The following is an 18009-nucleotide window of genomic DNA, read 5'->3' as shown; positions in this document are numbered from 1 at the left end:
AGTCCATCCCTGTACTGAACTGAGGTTTCCGTGCGCCACCCCGCCGCCATCCGAACGTCCCTCGCAGCCCTCGCCGGGGTGAGCCTGCTGCTCACCGCCTGCGGCTCCGGAGGCGGCGCACCGTCGGCGACGTCCGGCGCCGACTCATCCGTCGGCGTCGTCGACGTTGTGGCCTCCACCAACGTGTACGGGGACATCGCCGCGATCATCGGCGGGGACAAGGTCAACGTCACCTCCATCATCACCAAGACCAGCCAGGACCCGCATTCGTACGAGGCCACCGCGCAGGACCGGCTGCTGGTGTCCAAAGCGGAACTGGTGATCGAGAACGGCGGCGGCTACGACGCCTTCCTCCACAAGATGGCCGACGACAGCAACATCGCGCACAGCAATATCGTCACGGCCGTGGAGGTAGGCGGCCTGGCGCCGGAGGAAGCGCACGCCGAAACGTCGCCGTCGGTTAGCGAATCAGCCGACGAACACGCGCACGAGCCCGGTGCATTCAACGAACACGCCTGGTACAGCCTGGATGCCATGGGCAAGCTCGCTGATTTACTTGCGGCCAAGCTGGGTGAACTGGAACCGGGCTCAGCCGCCCTGTTCACTTCCAATGCCGCAACCTTCAAAGCCGGGGTGGACGGCCTGGCCGGCAAACTCGCCGCACTGAAGGCCAACGGAACAGGCGCAGCCGTGGCCGTGACCGAACCCGTCCCACTGTACCTGCTCGAGGCAGCAGGGCTGGAGAACAGGACTCCGGCCGACTACACAGCCGCGATCGAGGAAGGCTCGGACGTTCCGCCAGCCGTGCTGAAGGCCGCCGCGGAGCTGGCAGGATCCAAGGACATCAGATTCCTCGCCTACAACGCGCAGACAGAGGGACCACAGACGCAGGCGCTGAAAAAGGCAGCCGAATCAGCCGGCGTTCCCGTCATTGACTTCAGCGAAACCCTGCCCGAAGGCAAGACGTACCTGCAGTGGATGACGGACAATGTTGACAACGTCAGCAAAGTTTTGGAGAAAAATAGTTGAAACCGGTGGTCAGCCTCCGCGGGGCGTCCCTGCAGTTCGGCAAACGCTTGCTGTGGGAGGATCTCGACCTGGATATCAGGCCCGGTGAGTTCTTCGCTGTTCTGGGTCCGAATGGCAGCGGAAAGACCAGTTTCCTCAAGGTTCTCCTGGGCCTTCAGGAACTGCAGTCCGGCCGGGCCACTTTGGGCGACCGTCCCGTGGAGCGGGGCAGCAAGCTGATCGGCTACATTCCGCAGCAGAAATCCTTTGCTCCGGACACCCCCATGCGTGCCCGGGACCTGGTGGGGCTCGGTGTGGATGGCCACCGCTGGGGGCTGCGGCTGGGCAGGTCCGGGGCAAACCGCAGGATCGATGAGCTTCTGGAACTGGTGGGCGCCAGTGAGTACGCCAAAGTCCCGGTGGGCCAGCTCTCCGGCGGCGAGCAGCAGCGCCTCCGGGTGGCCCAGGCGCTGGCCACGGACCCCAAGGTCCTCCTCTGCGACGAACCGTTGCTGTCCCTGGACCTGCACCACCAGCAGGCCGTCAGCGCGCTGATCAACAAGCAGTGCCACGCCCAGAACAGCGCGGTGGTTTTTGTCACCCACGAAATCAACCCCATCATCGATTACGTTGACCGGGTGCTGTATCTGGCCGGCGGGCGGTTCCGCGTGGGGACCCCGGAAGAGGTCATGACCACTGAGGTCCTGTCTGAGCTCTATGGCAGCCATGTGGAGGTCATCCACGCGAACGGGCGCATCGTCGTCGTCGGCCTGCCCGACGCGACCACGCACCACCATGCCGATGTCCACGCAACGGCGGGGGAGGTGGCCTGATGGATGCGGACAGCATCATCGGAGCGATCTTCAGCTTCGAGAACTACGGTGAGCTGCTGCTGCTGGTCCAGAACTCGATCTGGGCCGGGGCCGTGTTGGGCCTGCTCGGCGGGCTGGTGGGCACTTTCGTGATGAAACGGGACCTGGCCTTCGCCGTCCACGGCATCTCCGAACTCTCTTTCGCCGGGGCAGCGTTTGCGCTCCTTATCGGCTCGGACATCGTGTTTGGCTCGCTGATCGGCTCGGTGGCGGCGGCGCTGCTCCTGGGCCTGATGGGGGTCCGGGCACGGGACAAAAACTCCATCATCGGGGTGATCATGCCGTTCGGCCTGGGGCTCGGCATCCTGTTCCTCTCGCTCTACGAAGGCCGTGCCGCCAACAAATTCGGCCTGCTCACGGGGCAGATCGTCTCCGTGGACACCGTCCAGCTCCAGGTCCTCGCCGGCGCCGCCGTGCTGGTCATTGCGGCCCTGGCAGCCATTTGGCGCCCGCTGAACTTTGCCAGCGTTGATCCCGAACTGGCAGAGGCCCGCGGGGTGCCCGTGCGGACGCTCGCGCTGATCTTTATGGTGCTGCTGGGAGTCAGCGTAGCGCTGTCCATCCAAGTGGTGGGTGCACTCCTGGTGCTCGCATTGCTGATCACCCCGGCAGCGGCGGCGCTCCGCGTGACGTCCGCTCCCGTGGCCGTGGTGGCGCTCAGCGTTGTTTTCGCCGTCACGGCCACGGTGGGCGGAATCCTGCTTGCCCTGGGCGGGCGGATCCCCATCAGCCCCTACGTCACCACGCTGTCATTCCTGATATACGTGGTGTGCCGCGTCGTCGGCAGTGTCCGGGCCAAGAAGGGCATCAACGGCCGGCTGGTCCACGCCCGCTGACACGGGCACACGCCGGATGCTTCAGGTTGCGGCGGCGCAGGCCGTCAGAGCTTGCCGGCGGCCCTGAGGGCTGTGCACTCCGGGCACAGGCCGAAGATCTCCACGGTGTGCGCCACCTCGGTGTAGCCATGTTCGGTGGCGATCCGGGAGGCCCAGGTTTCCACCGCCGGGGCCTCGACTTCCACGGCCTTCCCGCAGTTGCGGCACAGCAGATGGTGATGGTGCCCGGTCACGGCACAGCGCCGGTAAACGGCTTCGCCCTCGCCGTTGCGCAGCACGTCCACGAGACCGTCGTCGGCGAGGGACTGCAGGATCCGGTACGCCGTTGCCAGGGAAACTGAGACGCCCTTGTTCTGCAGGATGCGGTATAGCTCCTGCGTGCTGACGAAGTCATCCAGCTCGTCCAGGGCAGCGCTGACGGCCACACGCTGCTTGGTGACGCGCTGCTCCTTGCCGGGCACACTGACGGTGCCTGCGCCGGATGCAGCGTTCGACGGCGTGGCGTCAGCTTTGGTGCCGAACGGCATGAAGGTACTCGCTTCCCTGAGGGACGGTGGCAATCATCAAGATTACCAGCCGGGGCTGAACAGCCGGACGCCCCTTGGACAGGCTTGGGGCCGGACCCTACGCTGGCGCTATGAAGCTGACAAAATACACCCACGCGTGCGTCCGGCTTGAGAAGGACGGCGGGGTGCTGGTGCTTGATCCGGGAACGTTCTCCGAGACGGCCGAAGCCCTGGCCGGGGCGCAGGCCGTGCTCATCACGCACGAGCACGCCGACCATGTGGATGTGCCGGCCATGGTCAACGCACTGAGCCGCTCTGACGTCCTGGCGGTCTTCGCGCCGGCCGGAGTGGCCGCCCATCTGCGGGAGGAAGCGCCGCAGGCTGCAGTGCGGATCCACACGGTTGAACCCGGCTCCAGTTTTGACGCGGCCGGCTTCAACGTGCGCAGCTTCGGCGGACAGCACGCACTGATCCACCCGCAGGTTCCCATAGTGGCCAACATCGGCTACCTGGTGGACGGCAACGTGTATCACCCGGGGGACTCTTTCATCATCCCCGACGGCCTCAGCGTGCAGACGCTGCTGGTTCCGCTCCACGCACCGTGGAGCAAGGTCAGCGAGGTGGTGGACTTCGTTATCGCCGTCCGGGCCCCGCGTGCGTTCCAGATCCACGATGGGCTGCTCAACGAAACGGGCCTGAAGGTCGCAGAATCCCATGTTGCCCGGTTGGGCCGGAAATACGGCACCGAGTACACCCGCCTTGCCCCGCGGGAATCGGTGGAGGTCTGATCAGCTACGCGTTCCAGACGCCGGTCTCGAAAAACCGGCGGATGACATCCTCATGCGGCTCGGGGTCCAGGCCTTGGCCGGACAGCCACGCCGGATTGTAGTAGTTGCCCGCATAGCGGTCGCCGCCGTCGCACATCAACGACACAATGCTGCCGCGCTGTCCCTGTGCCACCATTTCCGCCACGAGTTGCCAGACACCCCACAGGTTGGTGCCGGTGGACGGTCCGGCGTGCAGGTCGGCGACGGTGCGCAGGTGCCGCATGGCTGCGATGGAGGCGGCATCGGGAACCTGGATCATGTGGTCGATGATGGCGGGCACAAAGCTCGGTTCCATCCGCGGGCGGCCGATGCCTTCGATCCGGGACGGCAGGCCGGTGCTGGCTCCACCAGTCCCGTTCACCCAGCCGGGGTAAAACGCTGAATTCTCCGGGTCTACCACCGCAAGGCGCGTGTCGTGGCCGCGGTAGCGCAGGTAGCGGCCGATGGTCGCGCTGGTGCCGCCGGTCCCCGCACCCACCACGATCCAGCGGGGGACCGGGTGTTCCTCCAGCGCCAGCTGACCGAAGATGGACTCCGCGATGTTGTTGTTGCCGCGCCAGTCCGTGGCCCGCTCCGCGTAGGTGAACTGGTCCATGTAGTGGCCGTTGGACGTGGCAGCGACGTCCGCCGCCGCGGCATAAACCTCTGAGGCATGGTCAACCAACAGGCACGAGCCGCCGAACTGTTCGATCAGCGCGATCTTCTCCGGGCTCGTCGTGGGGGTCATGACCGCTACGAACGGCAACCCCAGGAGCTGCGCGAAATATGCCTCCGAGACCGCGGTGCTTCCGCTGGAAGCCTCCACGATGGTGGTACCTTCGCGGATCCAGCCGTTGACCAGGCCAAAGAGGAACAGAGAGCGGGCCAGCCGGTGCTTGAGGCTCCCCGAACGGTGCGTGGACTCGTCCTTGAGGTACAGCTGGACGCCCCAGTGCTGCGGGAGCGGTACCGAGTAGAGATGGGTATCCGCGGACCGGTTGTTTTCTGCATTGATTTTTCTGATGGCCTCGTCAGCCCAGGCCCGGTCCGCGCTCGCGTTCTTCACCGGACCAGCCTACCGGCGGCGCTCCCTGCCAGCCGTTCTGCCGGAGCTAGAGTTGGATCAGCGACTGCACACCACACAAGCACAATTGCAAGGAGAACGATGGGTCCACTGATGGCTGTCCCGGCTTTGGCGGCGCGTTTCGCCGCCGGCCAGCGAACCGTGGTGCTGGACGTCCGCTGGGCGCTGGGGGACCCGCACGGCCGGGAACACTACCTTGGGGGCCACCTCCCGGGGGCAGTTTTTGTGGACCTCGCCACCGAGTTGGCCACGCCGGCCACCCCGGCCCGCGGCAGGCACCCGCTGCCCACAGACGCGGAATTCCAGGAAACTGCCAGGCGCTGGGGGATCAACAACGGCGACGTTGTGGTGGCCTATGACAACAGCGGCAACATGGCTGCCGCCCGGCTCTGGTGGATGCTCCGCAACGCCGGGTTCCAGGACGTGTACCTGCTCGACGGCGGTCTGGCCGCCTGGCAGGACGCCGGACTGCCGCTGGACACCGGACCCGTGGACGCCGCCGTCGGGCATGTTTCCTTTGACGTTTCCCCTGACGGAGGCAAGATGCCCAGCATCGACGCGGCCGGAGCCGCGGACTGGCCGGCAACCGGCGTCCTCCTGGATGCCAGGGCCGGCGAAAGATACCGGGGCGAATTTGAACCCGTTGATCCGCGCGCGGGCCACATTCCGGGCGCCCGGAGCGCGCCAACAACGGAGAACGTGGACGGGGCCGGGCATTTCCTGCCGGCGGACCTGCTGCGGCATCGGTTCGAGGACCTCGGCGTCCGCGACGACGTCGCGGTGGCCGTGTACTGCGGCTCGGGCGTGACCGCCGCCCATGAGGTGGCCGCCCTCGAAATCGCAGGATTCCGGGCCGCACTCTATCCGGGTTCCTTCTCGGAATGGTCCAACAATCCGGCGCTGCCGGTGGCGACGGGCAGCCGGCCGAATGGCCATGCGGCGGCCCGCGGGGGTAGCGTCGAAGGATGACCCCAGGACGCCCCGTACCGCCGCCCCTTGCCCGCCCCGTATTGCCGAACGATGATGCTGTTGCCGATCCTGCTACGGACCTGGGCGCCGGTCCGGGCACCGGCCTGCTGGCCGCCGCCTATGGCGCGGTTTCCCCTGAAAGCGGCCTGGCGCCCCTGACGCTTGCCCGGCGTGCCCCCAAAGCGGACGACGTCGAGATTGCCATCGAATTCTGCGGCCTGTGCCACTCGGACGTGCACTCCACGCGTGGTGAATGGGGCGGCCAGAAATATCCGCTGGTCCCCGGCCATGAGATTGTCGGAACCGTCAGTCGCGTCGGCTCGGCCGTGACTGACTTCACCCCGGGGGACCGCGTGGGCGTCGGGTGCATGGTTGATTCCTGCCGCGAATGCGAGAGCTGCCTGGTCGGCCTGGAACAGTACTGTGAAAGCGGGCTGATCGGGACCTACGGCGCCAAGGATCCACGTAACGAGGATGCCATCACGCAGGGCGGCTACTCGTCCGTCGTGGTGGTGGACCGGCGCTACGTGGTCCGAGTGCCCGGCAACCTGGACCCGGCCGCCGTCGCCCCCTTGCTCTGCGCAGGTGTCACCACGTTCTCTCCCTTGCGGCACTTCGACGTGGAGGAAGGCGACGCGGTGGGCGTGGTGGGGCTCGGCGGGCTCGGACATATGGCCGTGAAGCTGGCCAAGGCCATGGGGGCGCGGGTGGTGGTCTTCACCACCTCCGAAGGCAAGGTGCCGGCCGCGCTGGAACTCGGGGCCGACGAAGTGATTCTGTCCCGGGACAAGGACGCCATGGCCGCCGCGGACCGGACCATCGACCTCATCATCGACACGGTGGCCGCTCCGCATGACCTGAATCCGTTCTTCCGCACCCTGCGCGTGGACGGTGCGCTGTTCCAGCTGGGCCTGCCCTCCGACGCCATGCCGCCGGTCAGCCCCGGAGCCCTAATCAGGCGGCGGATCGCGTACGCAGGCTCGCTGATCGGTGGGATCGCCGAAACGCAGGAGATGCTCGACTTCTGCGCCGAGCACAACGTGGTGGCGGATATCGAACTGGTGCGCGCAGACCAGCTGAATGAGGCCTACGACCGTATGGTGGCAGGAGACGTCAAATACCGGTTTGTGCTGGATGCCAGCACCTTGCAGGCTCCGGCCGAGAAGGCAGACGCATGAGCACCCTGTTCACGAAAATCATCAATGGCGAGATTCCCGGACGATTCGTCTGGCGGGAGGCTGACGTTGCGGCCTTCCTGACCACGGGTCCCCTTGCAGACGGGCACACCCTGGTGGTCCCCACCGAGGAGGTGGACCGCTGGACCGATGCCTCCCCGGAAACCCTCGCGAAGGTGATGGAAGTGGCCCGGCGGATCGGTGCCGTGCAGCTGGACGTCTTCCCCGCCGAGCGGGCGGGGCTGATTGTGGCCGGGTACGAGATCAACCACCTGCACGTCCACGTGTGGCCGTCCAGGACCATGGCTGATTTCGATTTCGCCTCGGCCGACCAGAACCCGGATCCCGCGGTGCTGGACGCGAACGCCGAAAAGCTGCGCGCCGGGCTCCGGGCCGCGGGCTATGCGGAGTTCGTTCCCGCAAGCTGAGCCTGACGCTCGCGCCGGTTTGGCCCTTCCAGGTCTTGGCCTGGCAGGCCTAGGCCGGCGCGAGCGCCTTGTTAAGGACAGCCCTGATCCGCTTTTCGGAGACGGAATAGGCCGTTCCGAGTTCGACGGCGAAGAGGCTCACCCGCAGCTCTTCGATCATCCAGCGGACCTGGGTCAGCTCGGCACCCACCCGACGCCCGGGCAGCAGGGCCGACACGGCGTCGTCGTAATCGTCTTCCAGCCGCTGGACCGCGGCCATGCTCAGGCCATCCCGCTGGACGTTGCCGGGGAGCTTTTCGAGGCGTTTCTCGATGGCGGCAAGGTAGCGGGGGAGCTGGCTCAGCTGCTTGTAGCCCGTGCGGGCCACAAATCCCAGGAACACGAGCTGCTCAAGCTGGCTCCTGACATCGTTCAGGGCGCTGATGAGCGCCAGGCTGGTGGTGCCCGTCAGCTGTTTCTCAATCCGCCGGGTGCTGGCCAGGACGCGCTCCACCACCGCCGTCACACTGAAGACGGTATCGATCAGTTCCGCCCGGACCTGTTCGTAAAGGGCATCGAAGGACCCCCGGTCCCACGGGAGTTCCGCCGGGGTCAGTTTGTCCACGGCAGCCAGGGCACAATCGGCAATAAGGGCTGACACCGAACCGTGCGGATTCTGGCTGAACGTCAGCTTTTCGGTGTTGTTGAGATGCTCCAGGACGTAACGGTCAGGCGCCGGTACCCTGAGGGCCAGGAGCCGGATCACGCCGCCGCGCATGGCCTCGAGCTGCTCCGACGAGGTCTGGAAGACGCGCAGCGCCACAGATGTTCCTTCATCCACCAAGGCGGGATAGCCGGTGACTGTGTGGCCCTTGACGGTGTTGCTGACCTGACGCTGCATGGTGCCGAAGGACCACTCGGTCAGGCCCGTCTGTTCCTGGAAGCCTGTGCCGCTGCCGGCTGAATTTCCGCCTGCCGATGACGCGGGTACAGTCCCGCCGGTCTTTCCGGGTAACTTCGAATTTCCCCGAGACGGCGGAGCCGTGGTTACCGGCGTCGCCCCCAGGGATTCCGCGATGGCGCGGCGTGTTGCCGGGGCCAGCCGCTCCTGCAGGGCCGCGAGGTCCTTCCCCTCATCCAGCACCTTGCCCTGGGTATCGACAACCTTGAAGCTCACCCGCAGGTGGGATGGCACAGCATCCCAGTTCCAGGAACCGGGCGGGATGACGTGGCCGCGGATCCGGCGCAGGGCCAGTTCCAGTGAAGCTTCCAGCTCATCGTGCGCCGGATCAAAGTCCGATTCCAGGGCAATAACGGCCTGCCGGGCCACATCCGGGGCGGGGACGAAGTTCTTGCGGACCTGCTTGGGCAGGGACTTGATCAGCGCGGCCACGAGCTCGGCACGCTGGCCGGGGATCAGCCAGCGGAAGGCGGCATCATCGAGCTGGTTCAGGAAGAGCACCGGGACTTCGGCCGTGACGCCGTCGGACGGGTTGGGCGGTGACCCGGGCGCCACCGGGTGGAACTCGTAGCTGAGTGGCAGCTCGAAGCCCTTGTGCAACAGGGTCTTCGGATAAGCGGCCTCGTCCAGGTCATCGGCGTCGTTGTTGAGCAGCAATGACTTGTCGTAGTCGAGGAGGTCCGGATTCTGCTGCCGGGCCTCCTTCCACCATTTGTCGAAGTGCCGTTCGGATACAACGTCGGGGCCGATCCTGGCGTCGTAGAACTCAAACAGCGTTTCGTCGTCCACCAGCAGGTCGCGGCGGCGCATCCTGGCCTCGAGCTCCTCGACTTCCAGAAGCAGGGCGCGGTTGCGGTGGAAGAACTTGTGATGCGTTTTCCAATCGCCTTCCACCAGGGCGTGCCGGATGAACAGCTCGCGGGCCAGCACAGGATCCACTCGGCTGTAGTTGACCCGGCGCTGCGGGATGATGGGCACGCCGTACAGGGTGACCTTCTCGTACGCCATGACCGCGCCCATTTTGGTGGACCAGTGCGGCTCGCTGTAGCTGCGCTTAACGAGGTCCGGCGCCACCTGTTCTGCCCAGACGGGATCGAACTTGGCTGCGACCCTGGCCCAGAGGCGGCTCGTCTCCACGAGTTCGGCAGCCATCACAAACGTGGGGGACTTCTTGAAGAGCGACGAACCGGGGAAGATTGCGAACCGGCTGCCGCGGGCACCGGCGTATTCGCGCTTGCGCTCGTCCAGGATGCCGATGTGGCTGAGGAGGCCCGACAGCAGGCTCATGTGGATGCCCTCGTGGTTGCCCACAGGATCGGCAAGGCGCTTGTTGTCCAGGCTGATCCCGAGCGGGCGGGCCATCTGGCGGAGCTGGGCGAAGAGATCCTGCCATTCCCTGACCCGAAGGTAGTTGATGAACTCGGTCCGGCACAGGCGGCGGAACTGGGTGGACGAGAGTTCCTGCTGTTTCTCCTGCAGGTAGTTCCACAGGTTCAGGAAGCCGGTGAAGTCCGAGTTTTCATCGCGGAAGCGGGCATGCTTCTCGGCGGCGAGCTGCTGCTTGTCCGTGGGACGCTCACGCGGGTCCTGGATGGTCAGCGCCGCGGCCAGGATCATTACCTCGCGGACGCAGCCGCGCTTGCCGGCCTCCACAATCATCCTGCCGAGGCGGGGATCCACCGGCAGCTGGGCAAGCTGCTGTCCGACGGCGGTCAGTCCGCCGCTCTTGGCGTCACCTGGCCGTACGGCATTCAAGGCGCCGAGCTCGCGCAGGAGCGTAACGCCGTCGTTGATTGCCCGCGAGTCTGGCGGCTCGACGAACGGGAAGTTCTCCACGTCCTTGGGCCCACGGGCAACGCCCATGGCGGTCATCTGCAGGATGACTGCCGCCAGGTTGGTACGCAGGATTTCCGGATCCGTGAACAGCGGCCGGGACTCGAAGTCCTCTTCCGAATAGAGCCGGATGGCGATACCGTCCGACACGCGGCCGCACCGGCCCGAGCGCTGGTTCGCCGAAGCCTGCGACACACGCTCGATGGGCAGCCGCTGGACCTTGGTACGGTGCGAGTAGCGGGAGATGCGGGCCGTGCCGGTGTCGATGACGTACTTGATGCCCGGGACAGTCAGGGACGTCTCGGCCACGTTGGTGGCCAGCACAATCCGGCGGTTTTTGCCGGGGTGGAACACCTTGTGCTGTTCCTGCAGGCTCAGACGGGCGAACAGCGGGAGCACCTCGGTGCCGGCCAGGCGCCGGTTGGACTGGATCCTGGCGTTGAGTGCCTCTGCCGCATCGCGGATTTCGCGCTCACCGGAGAAGAAGATGAGGATGTCGCCGGAGGCCTCGGTGGCGAGTTCGTCAACGGCGTCGCAGACGGCGTCGAGCGGATCGCGGTCCTCTTCGAGTTCGTCATCGGAGGCGTCCTCGTCGGCCCCGCCGGCTGGCTGGGACAGCGGCCGGTACCGGATCTCCACCGGGAACGTGCGCCCGGACACCTCGATGATGGGGGAGGGCTCGTCGTCGGACCCGAAGTGCTTGGCGAATCGCTCCGGATCGATCGTGGCCGAGGTGATGATGATTTTCAGGTCCGGCCGCTGCGGCAGGATGCGCTTGAGGTAGCCCAGGATGAAGTCGATGTTGAGGCTGCGCTCGTGTGCTTCGTCAATAATGATGGCGTTGTATTTGCGCAGCAGCTTGTCGCGTTGGATCTCTGCGAGCAGGATGCCGTCGGTCATGAGCTTGACCTTGGTGGCGCGGCTGACTTCGCCGGTAAACCGCACCTGGAAGCCGACTTCCTGGCCGATTTCCACACCGAGTTCCTCAGCGATGCGCTCAGCGACCGTGCGGGCTGCGAGCCGCCGCGGCTGGGTGTGGCCGATCAGGCCGTTGTCGCCCAGGCCCAGCTCGAGGCACATTTTGGGGATCTGGGTGGTCTTGCCGGAGCCGGTCTCGCCGGCGATGATGGTCACCTGGTTCGCTGCAATGGCAGCCTTCAGGTCCTCGCGGCGCTCGGAAACGGGCAGCTCAGCAGGGTAGGAGATATGAAATGTCATGGCTGCAGCCAGTCTACTGGGGCCCGGATACCTGTGGGGTCCGGCGGGATGCCCGGCCTTGGCAACGGGCGGTCCGGTTCCGCGCCAATGGCGGCCCGGAATCCCCGTATACACGCCGCGGGAACGCCTGCCTACGCCCGTGGTGGCGCCCACATTTTCCCGCCGGGAGGCGTATGGGGCCTGCTGACCACGATTGTTATTCCATGCGTATCAATCAGGGCAATCTAGGTCTTTGTGTCTTCATAAAATCGCGCCTACGCTGTGAACTGACCGAAGAGTGCGGCCGTCGGGGACCGCGGAGAACCAGCAGCGTCAGGTGCGGAAGTAGCCGGCCTCTGTCCGGGCGGTCTCGACCCCTAGATCCCGCTCGGGGAAGCATTCCCCGCCGCCACTGAATTAGACCGCGCTTATGGCGATAAGCCAGTTTGGAGAACGTCCGTGAAGATCACTTCCATCGAAGCTATACCCTTCGCTATCCCATACCTCAAACCCCTTCGCTTTGCCAGCGGCGAGGTGCACACGGCATGCCATGTGCTGGTCCGGGTGTGCAGTGACGACGGGGTTGTGGGGTATGCCGAGGCGCCGGCGAGGCCCTTCACCTACGGCGAAACCCAGGAATCCATCGTCGCGGTGATCGAGACCCTGTTTGCGCCCCAGATCTTGGGGATGTCCGTTCTAGACCGTGAGCAGGTGCATGCGGTCATGGACAGGACCGTTGGCAATCCAACCGCCAAGTCCGCGGTGGACATGGCCATCTGGGACGTCATCGGCAAGACACTCGGTCAGCCCGTGACGGCGCTGCTCGGCGGCTACTCCGATGGCATGCGCGTCAGCCACATGCTCGGGTTCGACGAACCTGCCAAAATGGTGGCCGAGGCCGAGCGCATGCGTGATACCTACGGAATCACCACCTTTAAGGTAAAGGTGGGCCGCATGCCTCTCAGCCTGGACGTGGACGTATGCCGTGCCCTGCGGGAAGAGCTCGGCCCGGACGTCGAACTCTACATCGACGGCAACCGCGGGTGGACGCCGTCCGAGTCCCTGCGCGCCCTCAATGCGATGGCTGATCTGGACCTTACGCTCGCTGAAGAGCTTTGCCCGGCCGACGACGTCCTCGGACGCAAGTGGCTCGTGGAGCGCTGCCCCGTCCCGTTCGTCGCAGATGAAAGTGCCACGAACCCCGGCCAGGTCACCCGCGAACTTCTCAACGGAGCCGCGAACGCGGTCAGCATCAAGACGGCGCGAACCGGGTTCTCCCACTCCCAGCGCGTTCTGTTCGAATGCGACGGCCTTGGCGCTGAAGTGGTGATGGGCAATCAGATCGACGGCCAGATCGGCACCCTCTGCACAGTCACCTTCGGTGCCGCATACAAGTCCACTACGCGCCGGGCAGGCGAGTTGTCCAACTTCCTGGACATGACCGATGACCTCCTGGCCGAACCACTTGTGATCGTGGGCGGCAGGCTGCTGGCGCGGCAGGTCCCGGGAATCGGTATCGACATCGACCCTGAAAAACTTGCCAGGTACCGGCTCGACACCCCTCCGCTGAGCTCCACGGTTTAAGTCCTTCCCGCGACGCGGTGAGGGCGGGCCAGCCGTTGCCGGTGCCGCGGGTCTATGCGCTCTGCCCGGCCGGCGCTGGATTAGGACCCGCAGGCTATTGATCAGCCCTCATAGGGGTCCCACGATGAAATTAGCACGACCCTTGGTCCTGACTAGGGGTTTGCCTGATGTGAGCGCGGCCACCGGCGTGAAGAATGGCTATATACCCTTTGCCGCCTGGGTTGGAGCCTGGTCTCCGGACCGCCCACCCCGGCCCCCGCACACTCCAAAGAAGGAGCACATCATGACCGAGAACCTGTCACATGTCCGTGAAGTCCTTGCTGACGCCGTGATCGATGACCGAGAGAACGGCGTCATCCGAGCCAAGCGCGAGATTTTCACCGACAAGGAAATCTTCGAGCTGGAGATGAAGCACCTCTTCGAAGGCAACTGGGTTTACCTCGCCCACGAGTCCCAGGTCCCCAACGTCGGCGACTACTTCACCACCTACATCGGGCGCACTCCCGTCGTTATCACGCGGGACAAGGATGAAAAGCTCAACTGCATCGTCAACGCCTGCTCGCACCGTGGCGCGATGCTGTGTCGCCGCAAGACCGACAACCGAACCACCTTCACCTGCCCGTTTCACGGCTGGACCTTCAAGAACTCCGGCGAGCTTTTGAAGGTCAAGGACTCCCGCAATGCCGGATACCCGGAGACCTTCAACAAGGAGGGCTCCCACGACCTCACGAAGGTTGCCCGTTTCGATTCCTACCGGGGCTTCCTGTTCGGCTCCCTGAACGCGGACGTCCTCCCGCTGGAGGAGCATCTGGGCGACGCTACCAAGGTGATCGATTCCATCGTGGACCAGTCACCCGAAGGGCTTGAGGTCCTGCGGGGCGCTTCGACCTACACCTATGACGGCAACTGGAAAGTCCAGGCGGAGAACGGCGCTGACGGCTACCACGTCACTGCCGTGCACTGGAACTACGCAGCAACCACCGCCCGACGCAACTCCGGCGACTCCGCCAACACGACCAAGGCCATGGACGCCAGCAAGTGGGGCAAAGTCAAGGGCGGCTTCTATTCTTACGACCACGGGCACCTTTTGCTGTGGCAGGAGTGGACTAACCCGCAGGACCGTCCGCTATGGGACCGCCGCGACGAGCTCGTGGAGAAGTACGGCGAGGAGATGGCCAACTTCATGATCAACATCTCGCGCAACCTCTGCCTGTACCCCAACGTCTACATCATGGACCAGTTCTCCTCGCAGATCCGCCACTTTCGTCCCATCTCCGCGGACCAGACGGAGGTCACCATCTACTGCATCGCCCCAAAGGGCGAGTCGCAGGAGAACCGTTCGAAGCGTATCCGCCAGTACGAGGACTTCTTCAACGCGACCGGTATGGCCACCCCCGATGACCTGGAGGAGTTCCGCTCCTGCAACAAGACGTACTGGGCCACCGCCGCTCCCTGGAACGACATGACCCGTGGTTCCACCCACGAGATCGCCGGCCCGGACGAGCAGGCCACAGCGCTCGGCATGACCCGGGTCATCGCGTCCGGTGTGCGCACCGAGGATGAGGGGCTGTACCCCATCCAGCACGGGTACTGGAAGGAAGTAATGGACAAGGCTCTCACGGAAGAGGAACGCTCCGCCCAGGAAACCGTTCCCGTCACTGCCTGACCAAGACAACTTCCAAATTACAGAAAGAGTGCTGAACACCATGGCCAACCTGCTCAACCCCGTGACGGCGTTCAAGACCGCTGAGGAGATCGCCACCCTTGAGAGCGTGCGCGCGTTCCTGTACAAGGAAGCCCGCTTGCTGGACGACCGCCAGTTCGACGAGTGGCTCGAGTGCTACCACCCGGACTCGGAATTCTGGATGCCGGCGTGGGACGTTGATGACCGCCTCACCACGGATCCCCAGAACGAAATCTCTCTGATCTACTATGACAACCGCGGCGGCATCGAGGACCGCGTATTCCGCATCAAGACCGACCGGTCCTCGGCCACCTCCCTGCCCGAGCCCCGCACCGGGCACAACATCACGGACATTGAAGTGATGGAGCACGACGGCGACCAGGTCAAGGTCCGCTTCAACTGGTTCACGCTGTACTTCCGCTACAACACGACTGACACCTACTTCGGGACCAGTTTCTACACGATTGATCTCTCAGGCGAAAAGCCGGTGATCCTAAAAAAGAAAGTCGTTCTCAAGAACGACTACATCCACCACGTGGTGGACGTCTACATGGTCTGACGGCCCACGGACTGTGCCTGCTCCGGCGGGCACAGTCCGGGATCCTGCCTACCGCACCGCTCGATCGAGCACACCGCAAAAACTTTTCCGGGTCGCAGGGACGCGACCCCAGCCAGGAGGAAATTATGGGCCACCAGGTAGCCCTCAGCTTCGAGGATGGCGTCACCAAGGTCATCAAGGTCGGCGACTACGAGACCGTCATGGACGCCGCCTACAAGGCGCGAATCAACATCCCGTCGGACTGCCGGGACGGTGCCTGCGGCACCTGCAAGGCCTTCTGCGACTCCGGCTCCTTCGATCCGGGAGACTTTATCGACGACGCCATGACCGAGGAGGAGCTGGAGAAGGGTTACATGCTGACCTGCCAGGCCGTCCCGGAATCCGACTTGTCCATCCAGATCCCGGCAACTTCGGAATCCGCGAAGACCTCGGCCGCCACGTTCACGTCAACCGTCAAAGAGCTCAACAAGCACTCGGAATCCACGATCTCCTTCACGCTGGACGTGCAGGACCGGGAGGCCCTGGCGTTTCTGCCCGGCCAGTACGTCAATATCAAGGTCCCCGGAACGGACGCAGAGCGCTCGTACTCCTTCAGCAACGGCCCCGGCGTGGACGATGCATCCTTCATGGTGCGTATCACCCCCCAGGGCGCGATGTCCGAGTACCTGCGCGACCGGGCGGCGGTGGGTGACACCATCGAATTCACGGGACCCTACGGATCGTTCTTCCTGCGCGAGCCGAAGCGACCCTTGCTCCTGCTGGCAGGGGGCACCGGCCTGGCCCCCCTCCTGTCAATCCTGGCGAAACTTTCCGACAACCCGCCTGCCACGCCGGTGCACCTGATCTACGGTGTCACCCGTGAAGCGGACATCGTCGGGCTCGACTGGCTGTGGGCCTTCGAAGCGAAACTGCCAAACTTCACTTGGGACTACATCGCCTCCGATCCGGGCACCTCGGCCCCGCACACCGGCTACGTGACCCAGATTATCGAGCCCGCCCACCTCAACGACGGCGACGTCGATGTCTACCTGTGCGGCCCGCCCCCCATGGTCAATGCAGTCTCAAAGTGGTTGGACGTCGAGAATGTCCAGCCGGCCAACTTCTACTTTGAGCGGTTCGCCCCGAAGGAAACCACCGGCGGTGACGCCGAGACGGGTGCCCCGGCCCCCGTACAGCAGATCGAGGCTGAGGGCGACAAGATCAGCCGCGCCCAGGCCATCTCCTCCCTGGAGACCGGCCGGCTGGAGTTTCGCAAGGAAGACAGCTACGCCCACCTTGAAGCGCGCATGGGCCTTGAGCTCGCAGTTACCGAGCTGATGCTTGGTCGCCTCAGCGAGGAACAACTTCAACAGTTCCGCCGGCGTGCCGAGGCCACCACCCGCTCCGTGGGCGCCGGCACGGTTCAAGACCCTGAAGAATACGTGCAGACCAACGAGGCCTTACACGAGTACCTTTTCCTGATCTGCGACAACCCCATGCTCCTGGAGTCCTACCGCCGGCTCGATGTCCATGCCCAGATGGCGGCGACTTTCGAGAAGGGGACCGAGATCTTTGAGCGCGTCACACAGGACCACCTGGACCTCGTGGAAGCGTTCGAGCGCCGTGATAAAGAACGCGCACGCCAGGTCATCATGGCCCACACCCGTGAAGCCAAGGAAACCATGTCCGGGGCGATCGACGCCAAGATGGCTGATTCCTGATGCCGGCGCCGCACGGGCAGTTCCTCTCTCCTGGCCGTTTCGCCGGCAAAGTGGCGATCGTGACGGGCTCGGCCCAGGGCATCGGGCAGAAGGTGGCAGAAAGGATCGGGGCTGAAGGGGGCTCTGTCTTTCTCGTGGACCGGGCCGAACTGGTGCACGAGGTTGCCCTCGGAATTAAGGACGGAGCGCAGTTGTCCGGCTCGGGGGGAAACGCCACGTCGTTGACCGCTGACTTGGAGACCTTTACCGGAGCGCAACAGGCGGTGGACGGAGCACTTGCCGCCTACGGGCGGGTGGATGTTCTCGTCAACAATGTGGGCGGCACCATCTGGGCCCGCCCCTACGAAGAGTACGACGAGGAGAAAATCGAGAAGGAGATCCGCCGCTCGCTGTTCCCTACACTCTGGTCCTGCCGGGCCGTGCTTCCAATCATGCTTGGGCAAGGCTCCGGCACCATTGTCAACGTCTCCTCGGTGGCTACCCGGGGCATGAACCGGGTCCCGTATGCCGCAGCGAAGGGCGGTGTCAACGCCCTGACGCAGTCTTTGGCCATGGAGGTTGCCGGGCGCGGGATCCGCGTCGTCGCAACAGCCCCGGGCGGCACTGAGGCTCCGCCAAGAAAGGTCCAACGCGGGCCTGGTGCGGAGTCTTCCGCGGAAAAGGCGTGGTACCAGGGCATCGTGGACCAGACCGTGCAGTCCTCCTTCATGAAGCGCTACGGCACCCTCGATGAGCAGGCCGCGCCGATCGTGTTCCTGGCCTCCGACGAGGCGTCCTACATCACCGGTAGCATCCTTCCGGTAGCGGGTGGGGACCTCGGCTGATGCT

At 64.8% G+C, this 18009-nt stretch carries 15 protein-coding genes; 12 read left to right on the top strand and 3 right to left on the bottom strand.

The genetic code is table 11. The features are described 5' to 3' along the window. Positions 1-30 precede the first annotated feature (30 nt). Genes NG696_RS19255 through NG696_RS19245 form a run of 3 tightly spaced genes read left to right on the top strand, consistent with a single transcriptional unit; the run spans position 31 to position 2716 of the window. Complete coding sequence (locus tag NG696_RS19255) at positions 31-1029, top strand: metal ABC transporter solute-binding protein, Zn/Mn family (protein ID WP_252565004.1); 999 nt, start codon at positions 31-33, stop codon at positions 1027-1029. Further along, positions 1026-1841 (top strand): metal ABC transporter ATP-binding protein, encoded by an 816-nt coding sequence (locus tag NG696_RS19250; protein ID WP_252565005.1) that lies wholly within the window; start codon positions 1026-1028, stop codon positions 1839-1841. Before NG696_RS19255 ends, NG696_RS19250 begins: the two co-directional genes overlap by 4 nt. Beyond that, positions 1841-2716, top strand: coding sequence for a metal ABC transporter permease (locus tag NG696_RS19245; protein WP_252565006.1), 876 nt, complete (start codon positions 1841-1843; stop codon positions 2714-2716). Before NG696_RS19250 ends, NG696_RS19245 begins: the two co-directional genes overlap by 1 nt. A 44-nt stretch (positions 2717-2760) precedes the next feature. On the opposite strand, the gene NG696_RS19240 is transcribed toward NG696_RS19245, so the two are convergent. Next, entirely contained in the window at positions 2761-3243 is a 483-nt protein-coding gene (locus NG696_RS19240) for a Fur family transcriptional regulator (protein WP_252565243.1), read from the bottom strand. 110 nt (positions 3244-3353) lie between these two features. On the opposite strand from NG696_RS19240, the gene NG696_RS19235 reads away from it, so the two are divergent. Continuing rightward, positions 3354-4010 (top strand): MBL fold metallo-hydrolase, encoded by a 657-nt coding sequence (locus tag NG696_RS19235; RefSeq protein ID WP_252565007.1) that lies wholly within the window; start codon positions 3354-3356, stop codon positions 4008-4010. A gap of 4 nt (positions 4011-4014) precedes the next feature. On the opposite strand, the gene NG696_RS19230 is transcribed toward NG696_RS19235, so the two are convergent. After that, entirely contained in the window at positions 4015-5094 is a 1080-nt protein-coding gene (locus tag NG696_RS19230; protein ID WP_252576393.1) for a PLP-dependent cysteine synthase family protein, read from the bottom strand. 99 nt (positions 5095-5193) lie between these two features. On the opposite strand from NG696_RS19230, the gene NG696_RS19225 reads away from it, so the two are divergent. Genes NG696_RS19225 through NG696_RS19215 form a run of 3 tightly spaced genes read left to right on the top strand, consistent with a single transcriptional unit; the run spans position 5194 to position 7684 of the window. After that, positions 5194-6081: a sulfurtransferase gene (locus tag NG696_RS19225; RefSeq protein ID WP_252565009.1), complete on the top strand. Its 888-nt coding sequence runs from the start codon at positions 5194-5196 to the stop codon at positions 6079-6081. Then, a complete protein-coding gene (locus NG696_RS19220) occupies positions 6078-7259 on the top strand; it encodes an NAD(P)-dependent alcohol dehydrogenase (protein WP_305884624.1) in 1182 nt (393 codons plus the stop codon). Before NG696_RS19225 ends, NG696_RS19220 begins: the two co-directional genes overlap by 4 nt. Continuing rightward, a complete protein-coding gene (locus NG696_RS19215) occupies positions 7256-7684 on the top strand; it encodes an HIT family protein (RefSeq protein ID WP_056343343.1) in 429 nt (142 codons plus the stop codon). The genes NG696_RS19220 and NG696_RS19215 overlap by 4 nt, the downstream gene beginning before the upstream one ends. Positions 7685-7733: 49 nt before the next feature. On the opposite strand, the gene hrpA is transcribed toward NG696_RS19215, so the two are convergent. After that, on the bottom strand, positions 7734-11675 hold the full coding sequence (hrpA, locus tag NG696_RS19210; RefSeq protein ID WP_252565010.1) for an ATP-dependent RNA helicase HrpA: 3942 nt from the start codon (positions 11673-11675) through the stop codon (positions 7734-7736). 438 nt (positions 11676-12113) lie between these two features. On the opposite strand from hrpA, the gene NG696_RS19205 reads away from it, so the two are divergent. The 5 genes from NG696_RS19205 to NG696_RS19185 all read left to right on the top strand — a co-directional run bounded on the left by NG696_RS19205 (position 12114) and on the right by NG696_RS19185 (position 18005). After that, a complete protein-coding gene (locus NG696_RS19205) occupies positions 12114-13238 on the top strand; it encodes a mandelate racemase/muconate lactonizing enzyme family protein (protein WP_252565011.1) in 1125 nt (374 codons plus the stop codon). A gap of 283 nt (positions 13239-13521) precedes the next feature. Further along, entirely contained in the window at positions 13522-14904 is a 1383-nt protein-coding gene (gene benA / locus NG696_RS19200) for a benzoate 1,2-dioxygenase large subunit (protein ID WP_252565012.1), read from the top strand. A 40-nt stretch (positions 14905-14944) separates the two neighbouring features. After that, positions 14945-15481, top strand: coding sequence for a benzoate 1,2-dioxygenase small subunit (gene benB, locus NG696_RS19195; RefSeq protein ID WP_252565013.1), 537 nt, complete (start codon positions 14945-14947; stop codon positions 15479-15481). A gap of 125 nt (positions 15482-15606) precedes the next feature. Then, a complete protein-coding gene (benC, locus tag NG696_RS19190) occupies positions 15607-17181 on the top strand; it encodes a benzoate 1,2-dioxygenase electron transfer component BenC (RefSeq protein WP_252565014.1) in 1575 nt (524 codons plus the stop codon). Continuing rightward, positions 17181-18005, top strand: coding sequence for a 1,6-dihydroxycyclohexa-2,4-diene-1-carboxylate dehydrogenase (locus tag NG696_RS19185; RefSeq protein ID WP_252565015.1), 825 nt, complete (start codon positions 17181-17183; stop codon positions 18003-18005). Before benC ends, NG696_RS19185 begins: the two co-directional genes overlap by 1 nt. The last annotated feature ends 4 nt before the right edge of the window (positions 18006-18009 follow it).

It is taken from the genome of Pseudarthrobacter cellobiosi, from assembly GCF_023913755.1.
GTDB classification, from domain to species: domain Bacteria; phylum Actinomycetota; class Actinomycetes; order Actinomycetales; family Micrococcaceae; genus Arthrobacter; species Arthrobacter cellobiosi.
The sequence above is the reverse complement of the archived record's forward strand: the minus strand, read 5'-3'. Positions and strand labels throughout refer to the sequence as shown.